The organism is Accumulibacter sp. (genome assembly GCF_023806625.1).
In the GTDB taxonomy this organism is placed as follows: Bacteria; Pseudomonadota; Gammaproteobacteria; order Burkholderiales; family Rhodocyclaceae; genus Accumulibacter.
This window is the reverse complement of record NZ_JAMTDX010000099.1, coordinates 1-14,642: the sequence shown is the minus strand read 5'-3', so window position 1 is coordinate 14,642 and position 14,642 is coordinate 1. Positions and strand designations below refer to the sequence as shown.

General features: G+C 67.4%; 9 protein-coding genes. All 9 read right to left on the bottom strand.

The genetic code is table 11. The features are described 5' to 3' along the window. Positions 1-17: 17 nt before the first annotated feature. Positions 18-1,472: an efflux transporter outer membrane subunit gene (locus tag NFW05_RS16045; protein ID WP_295309224.1), complete on the bottom strand. Its 1,455-nt coding sequence runs from the start codon at positions 1,470-1,472 to the stop codon at positions 18-20. Further along, positions 1,469-4,648: an efflux RND transporter permease subunit gene (locus NFW05_RS16040; protein ID WP_295309221.1), complete on the bottom strand. Its 3,180-nt coding sequence runs from the start codon at positions 4,646-4,648 to the stop codon at positions 1,469-1,471. The genes NFW05_RS16045 and NFW05_RS16040 overlap by 4 nt, the downstream gene beginning before the upstream one ends. Before the next feature lie 13 nt (positions 4,649-4,661). Then, positions 4,662-5,906: an efflux RND transporter periplasmic adaptor subunit gene (locus NFW05_RS16035; protein ID WP_295309219.1), complete on the bottom strand. Its 1,245-nt coding sequence runs from the start codon at positions 5,904-5,906 to the stop codon at positions 4,662-4,664. Between the two features lie 113 nt (positions 5,907-6,019). Then, positions 6,020-6,769 (bottom strand): MgtC/SapB family protein, encoded by a 750-nt coding sequence (locus NFW05_RS16030; protein WP_295309217.1) that lies wholly within the window; start codon positions 6,767-6,769, stop codon positions 6,020-6,022. Positions 6,770-6,830: 61 nt separating this feature from the next. Further along, on the bottom strand, positions 6,831-7,280 hold the full coding sequence (locus tag NFW05_RS16025; RefSeq protein WP_295309214.1) for a CopD family protein: 450 nt from the start codon (positions 7,278-7,280) through the stop codon (positions 6,831-6,833). Positions 7,281-7,823: 543 nt separating this feature from the next. Further along, a complete protein-coding gene (locus NFW05_RS16020; protein WP_295309211.1) occupies positions 7,824-9,278 on the bottom strand; it encodes an efflux transporter outer membrane subunit in 1,455 nt (484 codons plus the stop codon). Beyond that, positions 9,275-10,261 carry a biotin/lipoyl-binding protein gene (locus NFW05_RS16015; RefSeq protein ID WP_295309208.1) on the bottom strand — a complete coding sequence of 329 codons (987 nt, stop codon included), beginning with the start codon at positions 10,259-10,261 and terminating at the stop codon, positions 9,275-9,277. The genes NFW05_RS16020 and NFW05_RS16015 overlap by 4 nt, the downstream gene beginning before the upstream one ends. A gap of 20 nt (positions 10,262-10,281) precedes the next feature. After that, a complete protein-coding gene (locus NFW05_RS16010) occupies positions 10,282-10,941 on the bottom strand; it encodes an ABC transporter ATP-binding protein (protein WP_295309348.1) in 660 nt (219 codons plus the stop codon). 44 nt (positions 10,942-10,985) lie between these two features. Further along, complete coding sequence (locus NFW05_RS16005; protein ID WP_295309205.1) at positions 10,986-12,149, bottom strand: ABC transporter permease; 1,164 nt, start codon at positions 12,147-12,149, stop codon at positions 10,986-10,988. Positions 12,150-14,642: the final 2,493 nt, after the last annotated feature.

Sequence of the window (14,642 nt, the reverse complement as noted above, 5' to 3'; positions counted from 1 at the left end):
ACGGCTTCGGCCGGGGTTCAGAACGCGGGTGTTGGTCCTGCTTCGCCGGCAGCCTTTCCGCCGCTTCCGGTCAGCGCGTCGGCGACGCCGACCCAGCCGCCGCCGATCGCCTTGTAGATGTTCACCGCCGAAGCGAACAGCGAACTGCGCATCGACGCGAGGCCGAGTTCGGCCGGAAACAGCGTCTGCTCGGCCTGCAGCACCGTCGAGTACGGCGCGTAGCCGCCGTCGTATTGTAGCCGGGCGAGCCGCGAATACTCGCGCAGCGCGACGACCAGACGCTGCTGCGCGGCGTACTGCTCGGCGAGTTTCTGGTTGGCGACGAGCGCGTTGTCGACGTCGGCGAAGGCGTTGCGGATCGCCAGCTGGTAGTTGAGCAGCGCCGCTCGCTGCGCTGCCTCGGCCTGCGCGACCTGGCCGCTGATCGCGCCGAAGGTGAAGATCGGTCCGACGATCGAGCCGCTGTAGTTCCACACCCGCGACGCGCCGCTGAACAGCTTCGACAGTTCGGCGCTGACTCCGCCGTACGCGCCGGTCAGCGAGATCGTCGGGAAATAGAGGGCCCTGGCTGCGCCGATCTGCGCGTTGGCCGCGATCAGCTGCTGCTCGGCCTGCAGCAGGTCGGGGCGCCGCTCGAGCAGCGCCGACGGAACTCCGGCGGGAACCTTCGGCAGCACGAGGTCGTCGAGCGAGCGACCGCGGGCGATCGGCCCGGGATCGCGCCCGATCAGCACGGCCAGCGCGTTCTGGTTCTGGGCGATCTGCGACTCGATCAGCGGGATCTGCGCCGCCGCCGTCTCGTACTGCGATTGCGCCTGGACGACGGTCATCTTGGACACCTGGCCGTAAGCGAACTGCAGTTCGAAGAGCCGGACCGACTCGACGTAGGCGGCGAGCGTCTTCTTGGCGACGACGAGCTGTGCGTCGAGCCCGCGCAACTGCAGGTAGCTGCTGGCGATCGACGCGACGACCGAGAGGATCACCCCGCGCCGCGCCTCGTCGGTGGCCAGCAGGTCGGCGCGCGCGGTCTCGGACTGGCGGCGGATTCGCCCCCAGAGGTCGATTTCCCAGCTCGCCGAGAGCAGCGCCTGGTAAGCCGTCGTCGGGTCGATGTCGCGCGGCAGCAGCCGGACGAGCGCCGGCTCGACCGACTTCTGCCTCTCGCCGGTGGCCGCGTAGCCGAACTGCGGGAAGAGCGGTGAGCGCACCTGGGTGAGTACGGCGGCCGCCTGCTCGACGTTCGCCGCGGCGATGGCGATGTTGCTGTTGTGCGCCAGCCCCTCGACGATCAGGGCGTCGAACACCGGATCGCCGAACTGCTCCCACCACCTCGTGTCGGCGGTGTCGGCGGCGTCGGTGGGCATGTACTGAAACTGCTCCGGCGCCCTCACCGGTGGCCGGTGGTAGTCGGGGCCGACCATGCAGCCGCCGGCCAGGACGGCGACCAGCGCGGGGAGCAGCAGCCGGATCATCGACGCTCCTCGCCGCCGGTCGGTTGCCCGGCGTCGCTGGTCGTCGCCTGGTCGCCGCGCGCGCGTCGCTCGGCGAGGCGGTCGAAGAGGTAGAAGAAGAGCGGCACGTAGAGCATGGCCAGCGTCGTCTCGCCGATCATCCCGCCGATGATCCCGGTGCCGATCGAGTGCCGCGCGTTGGCCCCGGCACCGAGCGCCAGAGCCAGCGGCAGACAGCCGACGGCGAAGGCCAGCGAAGTCATGATGATCGGGCGCAGGCGTTGCTCGCCGGCGAGCACGGTCGCTTCGAGGATGGACTTGCCCTGGCGGCGGAAGTCGACGGCTGCCGAGACGCGCAGCACGGCGTTCTTCGCGCCGAGGCCGATGAGCACGAGCAGGCCAATCTGGAAATAGACGTCGTTCTCGAGCCCGCGCGCCCAGTTGGTGAGCAGCGCGCCGAAGACCCCGAAGGGGATCGCGGTCATCACCGCGCCGGGCAGCGTCCACGACTCGTATTGCGCGGCGAGGACGAGGAAGACGATCAGCAATCCGAAGACGAAGGCGAGCGCCGAAGTGCCGCCGGCCTTCTTCTCCTCATAGGCGAGCCCTGACCAGGCGAAGGCATAGCCCGGCGGGAGAACCTCGCTGGCGACCTCCTCCATCGCCCGAATCGCCTGTCCCGAGCTGAAGCCCGGCGCCGGATTGCCGATCACCTTGGCCGCCGGGAAGCCGTTGAAATGCGGCAGCATGTCCGGGCCGGCCGCCCAGCTCGTGGTGACCACTGCCGAAAGAGGCACCATCCTGCCCTGGCCGTTGCGGGTATACAACCGGGTCAGGTCGCCGGGCTGCTGGCGGTACTTCGCGTCCGACTGGACGATGACCCACCAGACACGGCTGAACTGGGTGAACTGGCTGGCGGTCAGCGAGCCGAACTGCGCCTGGATCGCGTTGTAGACGTCCTGGACCTGCAGGCCGAGCAGCGTCGCCGTCTCACGGTTGACGTCGGCGCGCAGCTGCTGCGTCCGGGCGTTGAAGGTGCTGTTCAGCGCAGTCAGTTCGTGCCGGCCGCGCGCCTTGTCGAGGAAGGCACGCGTCAGTTCGTCGAGTCGCAGCGGATCGCCCGCGGCCGTGTCCTGAATCCAGAACTCGAAGCCGCCGGTCGTTCCGATCCCGGGGATCGCCGGCGGGGCGATCGGCAAGACGGTCGCGTCCTCGATCTGGCGGGCCTGTTCGTAGAGCGTCAGCAGGATCGCCCGGGCGTTCTCGAGGCGCGCGGAGTCGACCGACGCGTAGCGCTCGTCGAACTTGCCGAAAGTGACGAAGAAGGTCGCCGCGTTGGCCTTGTAGCCCTGGTCGATCAGGCTGTAACCGGCGACCATCGAACGCGTGTCGACCCCCGGGATCGCCGCCAGCAGGCGGTCGACGCGCTCGGCCGCGGCGCGCGTGCGGTCGAGGCTCGCCGACTGCGGCATGATCAGCGCGACCATCGCGTAACCCTGGTCCTCGTTGGGCACGAAGCTCGTCGGCAGGACATGGAAAAGCTGCCAGATGGCCAGGAGGAACCCGGCGAGCAGCGCGAAGGCGACGGCCATCCGTCGGATGACCCACGAGACGGCGAGCCCGAAGCCGCGCGTCACGCGCTCGACCTGCCGGTTGAACCAGGCGAAGAAGCCGCGCTCGGGGGGCGGCGTGTGCTTCAGGAGCAGCGCGCACATCGCCGGCGTCAGGGTCAGCGCGATGAAGCCCGAGAGGCTCACCGAAATGACGATGGTGATCGCGAACTGCCGGTAGAGCTGGCCGGTCGTGCCGGGCAGGAAGGCGGCCGGGACGAACACCGAGGCCATCACCAGGACGACGGCGACCAGCGAGCTGCCGATCTCGTCCATCGTGCGGAGGGCCGCCTCGCGCGGCGAGAGCTGATGCTGAGCCATGTTGCGCTCGACGTTCTCGACGACGACGATCGCGTCGTCGACGACCATGCCGATCGCCAGGATCAGCCCGAACAGCGTCAGCAGGTTGATCGAGAAGCCGAGCGCGAGCATCCCGGCGAGGGTCCCGACGAGGGCGACGACGATCGCCACCGAGCAGATCAGCGTCGTGCGCAGGCTCTGCAGGAACAGGTAGACGACGAGCACGACGAGCAGCAGCGCTTCGACCAGCGTGATCAGCACTTCCCTGATCGACAGGCGGACGAAGTCGTTGGTGTCGAGGGCGATCACCGTGTCGAGTCCTTCCGGAAGGCGCGACTGCATTCCGGCGAGCGCGTCGCGCACGGCCTTCGAGACGACCAGGCCGTTGGCGCCGGGCTGCTGGTAGATGGCGATCAGCGTCGCCGGTTCGCGGTTCAGCCGGGTGTCGGCGATGTACTGGCGCAGGCCGACTTCGGCGCGGGCGACGTCGCCGACGCGGACGATCGCGCTGCCGTCCTGGCTGGCCCGCAGGATGATCCGCTCGTACTGCCGGGGGTCGCTGAACGGGCCCTGCGTGACCACCGGGAAGCTCAGCTCGACGGCGCCGGCAGTCGGCTCCTGGCCAATCTGCCCGGCGCCGGAGAGGGTGTTCTGCGTGTTGATCGCGCTGGCGATGTCGCTGGTCGTGATGCCCAGCGAGGCCATCCGGTCGGGGTTCATCCAGATGCGCATCGCCTGGTCGGGGACTCCGAGAATCTGCGCCTGGCCGGCACCGGGTACCCGCTTCAGCGCGTCGAGCACGTACACGTTCGCGTAGTTCGCCACGTACTCGGGGCTGTAGCGGTCGCCCTTGCCGGTCACCGCGATCAGCATCATGATCGTCGACGACTTTTTCTGCACCGAAACGCCCTGCTGGGTGACCGCCGAAGGCAACTGGGGCAGCGCGAGGTTCACCCGGTTCTGGACCTGCACCTGGGCGATGTCCGGGTCGGCGTCGAGCGCGAAATACACGGTCAGAACGAGCTGACCCGACGCCGAGCTCGTCGACGACATGTAGAGCATCTTGTCGACGCCGTTGATCTGCGCCTCGATCGGTGCGGCGACCGAATCGGCGAGCGTCTTCGCGTCGGCCCCCGGATAGGTGGCCTGGACGGTCACCTGGACGGGGGTGATCGTAGGGTATTGCTGGACCGGGATGACGAACATCGACACGATGCCGGCGATCGAGACGATGATCGCGACGACCGCGGCGAAGACCGGGCGTTCGATGAAGAAGCGCGAGAACACCGTTGGCCGCGGATCAGGAACCGGCGACCGGCGTGCCGCCGCGCGGCGCGGCCGGTCCGCGGGGCGTTGCCGCGGGCGCGGCCGCGCCGGCGTCGGTCTGCTCCGTGCGGGTGGTCACCCTGACCGTCGCGCCCGGCGACAGGCGCAAGGCGCCGTCGACGACCAGCCGGTCGCCGTCGTGCAGTCCCTCGGCGACGAACCACTGCTCGCGGTACCAGTCGCCGACGACGATCGGCCGCTGCTCGGCCTTGCCTTCGGCGTTGATCAGCCAGACGAAGTGCCCGCCGGCACCCTGCTGGACTGCGCGCTGCGGGATCAGGATCGCCCGCGGCCGGACTGCGCCGGTGATTCGTGCGCGGACGAACTGGTTCGGGCGCAGGACTCCGTCGGGGTTGTCGACGGTCGCGCGGATCTGGAAGGTGCCCGTCTGCGAGTTGTACGAGGGATCGGCGAAGGTGATCGTGCCGGTGTGCGGAAACGGCGTCCCGTCGGCGAGCTCAATCTCGACGACGAGGCGGTTGCTTGGCGGCAGCCGGAGCAAGCCCTTGCCGATATTCGTGCGCAACCGGTCGACCTCGTTTTCCGAAATGCTGAAGTTGACCCATATCGGCGAGAGCACCGAGACGGTGGTCAGCTGACTGTTCTGCGAGCTGACGTAGGTGCCCTCGGCGACCGCCGAATAGCTGGTAACGCCGTCGACCGGCGAGGTGATCGTCGTGTACGACAGGTCGAGCCTGGCCGATTCGAGCTGCGCCTTCGACTGTGCGACCGCGGCCGCCGCCTGCTCGTACTGCCCCTTCGCGTCGTCGAGGTCCTTCTGCGACAGCGCGTTCTGCTCGACGAGCGGCCGCGTCCGCTTGAGGTTGGCCGTGGCCACCTCGAGCGCCGCCTGATTGCGCTGCAGCGCCGCCGCCGCGCCATCGACCTGGACCTTGAACGGCTTGGGATCGATCTGGTAGAGGACCTGCCCTTTCCTGACCACCGCGCCTTCGGTATACACGCGCTTGTCGAGGAAGCCCGAGACGCGCGCCTGGATGTTGACCGCCTGCGAACTTTGCGTCTGTGCGACGTAGTCGGCGGAGACCGGGACGTCGTGCGCCTCGATGGTCAGCGTCGTGACTTCGGGTGCCGGCGCTCCCGGCTTCGGCGTCTCGCGCCCACAGCCGGTGAGCACGGCCAGAGCCAGCAGGGCGAGCCCTGCCTCGCGCCACGGGCTGCGCGTCGATTCAGGGCTTCGAGGCAATCGGAACAGGGGCATGGACTCCTCGTTGCGCAGGCCGAATCGGCCGGAAGATCACGGCGACCGTTGCCGGACGAGTATCTGCGGGCGGCGCAGCGCTGTCAATTCACCCGCAACGCTTCCAAACACCGTCAGCTACGCGAGAACGAAAGCCGGAAGTCCTCGACGCCGTCGATCCTGGCGACTTCGCCGGCCAGGTCGGCAATCGACATCGCCACCCGGCGATCGACCACCGTGGCCACGAAACGCCATTCGGCGAGCCCGCCCGCGCCGGCGATCGTCAGGCTTCCCTCGGCGATCTCGTAACCCCATTGCCGCGTCCAGCTGCGCAGCGAGTCGAGCGAAGGCGACGAGTTCCTCGTGAAGCGCAGGCTGACCGACACCGCCGGGTGTGAAGGCAGCCATTCGGCGATGCGCGTTCCCCACATCATGCTCGCCGCCGAGAGGCAGGTGAGCAGGATCGCCGCCGTGTAGAAGCCGACACCGACGAGGACGCCGATCGTCGACGATGCCCAGATCGACGCCGCCGAGGTCAGGCCGCTGATCGTCAGGCCATCCTTGACGATCACGCCGGCACCGAGGAAGCCGATGCCGGCGACGATGCCCTGGATCACCCGCGTCGGATCGGCGAGCGCGACGGCCCCGGCGTGGCCGCCGTACCAGTAGTTCGGGTAGCCGGTGACGACGACCAGGGCCGCCGAGGCCATGCACACCAGGCCATAGGTGCGCATCCCGGCGGCACGCCCGTGGTACGAGCGCTCGTAGCCGACGACGAGACCGAGCAGCAGTGCGCCGACGATGTTCATGAAAATGACGACGTTGGCCGACACCTCGTCGGGAGACCAGTACGCGGCGAGCGACTCCAGGGAGAGCGTGTTCATCGGTTTCTGCCTCGTCAGGTCGGGCGATCGGGGAGGGCATGGTGGCCGGCGGAATGCCGGCTCAACGCGCCGAGATCGCCGCCGCGATCGTGCACAAGCCGAGCGCGAGGTTGACCGCGACCAGGCGGCGGATGCCGTTCAACGCCTGCCCGGCAGCCGGCCACGATGCCGCCGCGCAGTGGGTACGCAGCCGTGGGTAGAGAACCAGGTGCACGTAACCGTAGATCGCTGCCATGACCAACCCGAGGGCGAGCATGATGTGCCAGCCGAGTGGAGCCTTGTGAAGGCCTATCGGCAGCAGCATCGCCAGCCCGCTGGCGACGATCACGCCGACGGCGACGGCGACGGCGCGCAGGAAGCGGGCGAACGTCTCGGCCCAGAGAGGCAGGCGCTGCGCAGGTTCGAGAACCTCGATCGCCGCCGGGCGAAGGAAGAAATAGGCGAAGGACATGCCGCCGATCCAGACGATGACGCCAAGCAGATGCAGGTAGATCAGGAACTGGCGAAACATGGCGAGGGTTCCCCGAGTGGAATGCGGCGCCGCCGCCGAACGCGCGTGCTGCCGGCCGAATAGCGCTTCCCGATCGGCCGAATCGGTAGGGTCAGCCAACCGACCTGCCTGGTCCGAGGACGATTCTATGCCAGAAGCCGTCGCCGGGAAACCCACGTCGATCGATCCTCGGTGGTTGCCCGAGATGGCTAGGGTTCCGAAGACCGGCGATCAAGGCGCTCAATCGTCGCAGAAGCCGAAGAACTCGCGCATCTCGGGATGCGCGAGCATCTGGCCAAGGCCTTCCTGCTGCAACTCGAACAAGCTTGCCCGGGCCGGCAGAGACCCTCCTCTCACGCGCCGCCCCCATCCCGGCAGCGCAAGCAGCGCTTTCCGGCCAACGGGTCCGATTCGACCCGGTCATTCGTCAGTGCGGGCTCCTTCCAGAGCCTGGCGACCCCTGTCACCCCGGCCGGTGATACTCTTCCGGACCGGGGATCGGGGTGCGGGAGCGTCGCGGCAGCGCCATGTCTCGATCGGAAAGCTCGCCAGCGAGGGCAGCGCCTAACGCTGCGCCGGGTCGGTGGCCGACCCTCCGATGTCTGCCGCGCTCCACCCTCCACCCAGGGCTTTGTAGAGGGAGACGAGGCTGGTCAGGCGGTTCGCTTCCGACTGGCTCAGACCCCGCTGAGCGCTGTACAGGGAATTTTCCGCCGTCAGCACGTCGAGAAAGCTCGTCAGGCCCCTGCGGTAACGCTCGTTCGCCAGTGTCACCGCCATCTCGTTGGCGCGCACGGTGTCGACCAGAATGCCGCGCCGCACCTGTTCGGCGTAATAGCCAGCCAGGGCGTTCTCGACGTCCTGCAGCGCATTGTTGAACGCCGATCGATATTCGGCCAGGGCTTCGTCGTAGGCGGCGTCCTTGGCGGTTATCGTCGCCCGCGTGCTTCCCGCATCGAATAGCGGCAGCGAGACGCCCGGAATGATCGACCAGTAGCGGCTCGACGCTTCCGCGAACCTGGCCGCGCTGTTGCTCTGCAGGCCCAGCCCCAGGGTGAGATCGAACCTGGGATAGAGCGCGGCCGTGGCGACGCCGATGTCGGCCGACGCGGCGGCGAGTTGCCGTTCGGCCCAACGCAGGTCCGGTCTGCGCAGGAGCAGTTCGGACGGCAGGCCGATGGCGGTCGCGCGGTCGGGCCGAGGGAGGGGACGTGGCGCCGACAGCTCGGCCTGCAAGGCCTTCGGCTCCCTGCCGAGAAGGACGCCGAGACGATGGATCGACTGTTTGATCGCAGCCTCGAGCGTTGGCACGTTGGACTCGGTCGCAGTCTTCTGCGCCTCGGCCTGGACCACGTCGAGATAGCTGGTCAGTCCGAGCCGATAGCGCTCGCGCGTCACCTCGACCGTCTGCTGCTGCGCCTGGACGTTGCGCTGGGTGATCTGGATCTGATCCTGGTTGGCGCGGAGTTCGACATAATTCCTGGCGACATCACCGAGCAGCGTCACCAACGTGGCGCGCAGATCCTCGACGCTCGCCTCGAGTCGCGCCGTCGCGCCCTCGACGCTACGCCGAACGCCGCCGAAGACGTCGATTTCCCACCTCGCGTCGAAGCCTGCCAGATAGATGTTGCGCGGAGACCCCGTGGGTGCGAGCTGGGATGGAAGCGCGGCGTTGCGGCTGCCCTGGGTGCGCGTCGCCGAGCCCGAGACGTTGAGCGAAGGCACACCCGCCGCCCCGGCCACGACGACCCCGGCTCGCGCCTGGACGATTCGCGCCCGGGCCTTGGCGAGGTCGAGGTTGCTCATCGCCGCCTGTTCCATCAGATCGTCAAGCAGCGGGTCGTCGAATGTCTTCCACCAGGCGACCTTCTCCAGCGCCGTCGCCGTCTCTGCTTTGCTCTGCGCTTCGCCCCATTGCGCCGGTGCGGTCAGGACTGGGCGCTCGTAGTCCGGGCCGACCGCGGCGCAGCCGCCCAGGAGGCCGGCGACCAGCGCGGCCTTCGCGGCCGGCCCCCTCACTTGCTGTCCTCGGATTTTGTCGTCGAGACGTCGGTCGCCGATGCGACGGGCACCTCGGACGTCTCGATGAAGACGTCCATCTGCTGCCCGACGTAAGCCGGAAGCGCGTTGCGGCTGAAACTGTAGATGACCTGCAGGACCCGGGTGTCGACGCGCTCGCTGCTGCTGCCGGTGAGCGAAACCTTCGGCGTCACGAACGGCTCGACCCGCACGAAAGCAATTTCGGTCTTGAGGTCCCGGTTGCCGCGCAAGTAGGCGACGCCCTTGGTCAGCGGCCTGAAGCGCCAGGCGTCGTTCTCGTCGATATTCACCCGGATGTACAGCAGGTCGAGATTGCCGAGAATCATCAGCGGCGTCGCCAACGCTCCGGTCTGGGCGTATTCGCCGGGGCGGATGTTGACCTGCAGCACTTCGCTCGGGATTGGCGCGCGCACCGTCAGGCGATCGATCGACGTCTGCGTGGATTTCACCTCGGCCTCGGCCGCGGCCACCGCCGCGACGGCGCTTTGCAGCCGGGCGCCGGCCAGCAACTCGGCATTGCGGCGCTTCTGGATGTCGTCGACGCTGACCGCTCGTCCGGCAGTGGCACCCCGCACCAGGGCGTATTGCGATCGGTAGTCTTCCAGTGACGCCCGGGCTTCCTCGACGGCGGCCTTGGCCTTCGCCAGATTCGCCTGTTTCACCAGCAGTTCGGCGCGCAATTCCCGGTCGTCGATGGCGAACAAAGGATCGCCGGCATCGACCTTGTCGCCCACCTTGACCGACACCGTCCTGACGATTCCCGGCAGCGAGGTGCCGATGTTGATGTTGTTGCTGCTCGCTTCGACCAGGCCGGAACCGCCAATGTAGGACTTGAAGGGCGCCTGTGCCGGCTGGGCGATCGGCTGGGCCGGTGGCGACCTGTGCTCGGTGCGCGCGGCGACGACGATCGCGATCACCAGCCCGAGCGCGGCGATTGCCGGAAGGATCCTGTTCTTGAGCACGACGGTGTACCGCCTCGAGGTCAATGGTTGTGGTCGATTCCGACAATGCGGCCGTCGTCCATGTGGGCGATCCGATCGGCGAACTCGAAGATGCGCGCATCGTGCGTGACGATCACCAGCGCCCGGTCCGGGCCGACGGCCACGCTCTTGACGACTTCGAGCACGCGCTTCCCGGTCTCGGCGTCGAGTGCGCTGGTCGGCTCGTCGCAGACGACGAGTCTGGGGCTGTGCACCACCGCCCGCGCGATCGCCACCCGCTGCTGCTGGCCGCCGGAGAGTTGTCCCGGCAGCGAATGCTCGCGTCCTTCCAGTCCGACGCTGCGCAAAGCCTGGACAGAGCGGGCGAGTGCCTGTTCCATCGCCATGCCGTTGATGAGCAGCGGAATCGCCGCGTTTTCCGCGGCGCTCAAGGTGGGGATCAGGTTGAAGGCCTGAAACACGAAGCCGACGTTCCTGCCGCGGTACACGACACGCTCGTTCTTCGCCAGCCGGCGCACGTCCTGGCCGAAGAGCACGCATTCGCCCTCGTCCTGATCGAGGATGCCGGCGATGACCGAAATGAGCGTGGTCTTTCCGCAACCGGACGGACCGACGAGCATCAGCAATTCGCCGGCGCGCACCTCGAGATCGATGCCCCGCAGGGCGTGGACGCGCGCTTCTCCGCTGCCATAGGCTTTCATCACTCCGCTGCAATGCACGGCGAGGGTCGGCGCGGCAGCCACGATCAGCTCTTGAAGACCTCGGCCGGTTCCAACTGCTTCACTCTGCGCAGGCTGATCAATGCGGCGAACAGGACGATGATGCCGACCACCACGGCACTGCCGACGAGCAACTGCCAGTCGAGGGTCATCGACAGCCCGGTGCCGCCACGCGTTGCCGCAGCGAAGATCGCGGTGACACCGGCGCCGAGGCCGAAGCCGACGAAACCGACCAGCAGCGCCTGGACCAATATCATTGCCCGCAGCATCCGGTCGGTCGCCCCCATCGCCTTGAAGACGCCGAAGTAGCGCAGGTTGTCGAGCGTGAAGTTGTAGAAGATCTGCCCGGTTACCGCCGCGCCGACGATGAAGCCGACGACGACGACGAAGCCGAAGTTGGTCAGGATGCTGGTATTGTCGATGAAGTAACGCAAGGTCATCCGTTTGAATTCGTCGGCCGAGCGCGCGGCCAGTCCCGTATCGTGCGCGATACGCTGCGCGACGGACGATGCCGACTCCCCCGGCTTGACCTTCACCAGCACGTACGACAGCAGCTTGCGTTCGGCGAGCGCATAGCTCGTGGCGCGGGTGTAGGTCGTGTAGATGATCGGCTGCGACTGAAAGGTGGCGGTTGCCCGCGCGATGCCGACGACGACGGCGCGCTGGTCGTTGATCTCCAGCAGATCGCCGACCTTGAGCGGGACGGGCTTGCCGCCGGCGGTCGCCGCGGGTCGCGCCAGCCGGCCGGTCGCCCCGGCCTGATCGACGATGACCGCGTCGGGCAGGCGTAGATCGGCGAGCCTGCCTTGCAGCATCTCTCCCGGGCCGCCAATGAGTGTGGCGTCGTCGAGGCCCAGCATCACGGCACTGACCAGCTGGCCGTCGGCCAGACGGAGCCGCTGCCCGCCCTTGTACAGCGGCACCGCCCATTGCACACCCTGAACGCCGCGCACCCGGTACAGCGCGGTGTCGAGCAGCGGCTGCGAGTCGTCGAAGTACTTGACCATCGGATCCATCACCCAGATGTCGGGCAGACCGATGTCGGTTATGAAACTGTAAGTCCGCGAGAAAATGGAAATCATGATCCCCGGCTGCTGGATCATCAGGACCGAGGCAAGCGCGATTCCCGTGACGATGCCGAGGTATTTCCCACGGTCGCCGAAGAGCATCTTGAGCGCGATCCGGATCATCGTATGTGCTCTTTCGTGATTTGCCTTGGCGTTCTCCTGCGCCGCCCCGGAATACTGGATGCCCGGTCACGCACCGTCCTGGCGTGCGGCTCCGCCTCCGACGCTTCCGTCAGCACAGCGACGCGGCACAAGGATCAGAGGACCAGTATTCCAGCGGCCGCTAGTATCCCGCCCCCTGCCCGCGACGGTCAATACGGGGTACCGAGCCAGGGCCCGATCCATCCCTGGAATCACCACCCGATCGCTTCCTCGGGCCAGCCGTGCGGTCGGCGTTGGCCAGTCGGCCGATCCCGGGCGCGAGTTGCTTGATGACCAGCCAGAGCGGACGGCGATGCCGGCTGGTCTGGTGATGGCCCGGCCGCGCGATGCGCTGATCGAATCCGTCGTCCGGCACCGCTCGTGCAGTCGGGTCGCATGGCGCCCGGTGTCGGCCCTCGCCCAGAGCTACGGGCTTGGGTCCCGGCCGATGCGTCCGGGCGTCGGCTCGCCCGGGGTGAGCACGGGCGCCGCGCGCGGCCATCGAGTCGGTGATGGAGGCGATGATCGGCCTCTCGCCGCTGCACTTTCGCAGGTTCCCCAGCGCTCGCCGCGGCATGCCTCCCAGCTTTGGGATCGGCAACTCCGCTGCGCAGTGGGCGCTTGCTCACCGACTGCGTCGTCGCCGTGCAGTTCGTGCGCGAGACCAAGCTCCGGGTGAGTCCTCCCCAAGGACACGGTGCACCGGGGTGCCGGTCCGGCGGGCGGTGTCAGCGCCGTGCCGGCCCGCTTGCCGGAAGCCGTCGGGCGGCTGGTGTTGAAGGCGATCTACGGGGGCGAGGCGCGCCATGGGTGGGCGCTTCTCGGCACGCTCGGTTTTCGCTTCGCTGGCACTCGCCGCGCCGCCGACCCCGGCCGTCGATTGCCGGGGAGCCATGCCTTGGTCGATCAGTGCAGACAGCCGGCCGGCCTCCGCTCGGGCAACGGTGAGCAGCCAGTCGCGAACGCCGACTATCGTCGTGCGGGTGTTTCGGTGGGCCAGTTTGACCTCGAATATGAACGTCTGTACGCAGCCGGGTGTCGCTCGCACCCCTGGCGACGAACCTCCGCCATCCCGGAGAAAAGAGTCCCGCGTGCCTGGCGCCCAGACGAAGCGGGGATGCGTTGAGCGGTCAAGCGTTCGCGCTGCGCACTGGCTCGCCTCCGGTCGTCCGTGTCGCCACGGCGTAGCTTAGCTCGGGCAACTCGACTGAAAGCGACGGCATACGGCGCAAATGGAAGATCCGCGGGCGGATCAACGATCCCCAACCCGGATGTCGCGGGAAAACTCGTCATCCATTGGTCGAGGGTTCGAGTCCCTCCCGACCCACCAGACAACGAAGCCCCGGCCGTTCTCGGTCGGGGCTTTTTTGCGCCATAAGCGCATGTTTTCGCGGCATTTTTTCAGGATGCGTTGGCTGCTGGCCCCGCCGGAGGCCAGCTTTCGCGACCCGCAGGGCGCAAATTCCTCTCTTTTCTCCGTCTGACCATTGGGCGACCAATGCATCCGATCGTTGATTGCATTGCGTTTTTGGGTGGTCAGTTGTGAAATTGTATCGCCCTACCAAGCGAAATACGAACTCGATTAGGGGTTTGAAGCGAAGTCGGTGTATGGGAGGTTTTTGGCGGGCTCGGGAGGACGCCAGCGGGTGAGGGAGCCGGGCTCTCGGCGGCGCCTGCGGGGTCGCACGGATACCCGAGCTGCGCAGTGTGGTCGACTGCGCCTTCCCCCGTGGGCTGGGGAAGAAAAAAGTGGACGCTGGAGGCCGGCCTATCGTCTATATTGGTGTTGTGTCTTCCGGTCTGCCGGGAGCTCAATCCGCCACGGGTTATCGAGGGCCAGTGCGTTTGCGCCTGGACGGGATGTTCCTCGCGCTGCGGTTCAAGACTATGCCCTGGACATTGGAATCCCCACCATGTCATGCGCCTCGCGCGAATCGAGAGCTGCCGCCGTTGATCTAGGTTCAACGGATCGAGATGCGGCTGGGGTTGGCCAACGTCGCGGCGGCACATCTTCTTCCACCGTACGTCCCCGTAACTCGCTTCCAAGCCTGTCAGCCACGAGGGACGTGTTGTCGGCGGCGAGGAACCGGCGATACCTGGCGGACAAGAGCGCTGGTTGCTATGGCTGTCGGCAGCAAGATGCCCGCGCACAGCCACGCCCCAGGCTATCCGTCCTTTCGCCGCGTCGACGGTTCGCTACGCTGGCCTCTGCCCCTTCTCCGCTCTGGCAATCCTTTCGGGTGACCTCCTCTGGGGGGCTAGGCTCGGGCGGCTATTGGCCGTCCCCCTCTCCCAGGTGGTCGGAGATCGATCCGCCAGGAGCAACAACGGCAACAAGTCACTGGGGTTCGGCGGGGATTCCGAGCGCAGCAGGTGGACGGAAGGCCTCGGTCGGTCAGGAACGCGGAGTCCGGAAAAACGGGTCTATGTCGTTTCGTGTGGAAACGGCGTATGCGGAGGGGCATCGAGGGTACG

Coding starts and splice junctions, on each gene's coding strand:
- NFW05_RS16035 (WP_295309219.1), bottom strand. CDS start 5,906: ATGCCCCTGTTCCGATTGCCTCGAAGCCCTGAATCGACGCGCAGCCCG.
- NFW05_RS16045 (WP_295309224.1), bottom strand. CDS start 1,472: ATGATCCGGCTGCTGCTCCCCGCGCTGGTCGCCGTCCTGGCCGGCGGC.
- NFW05_RS16010 (WP_295309348.1), bottom strand. CDS start 10,941: ATGAAAGCCTATGGCAGCGGAGAAGCGCGCGTCCACGCCCTGCGGGGC.
- NFW05_RS16030 (WP_295309217.1), bottom strand. CDS start 6,769: ATGAACACGCTCTCCCTGGAGTCGCTCGCCGCGTACTGGTCTCCCGAC.
- NFW05_RS16025 (WP_295309214.1), bottom strand. CDS start 7,280: ATGTTTCGCCAGTTCCTGATCTACCTGCATCTGCTTGGCGTCATCGTC.
- NFW05_RS16005 (WP_295309205.1), bottom strand. CDS start 12,149: ATGATCCGGATCGCGCTCAAGATGCTCTTCGGCGACCGTGGGAAATAC.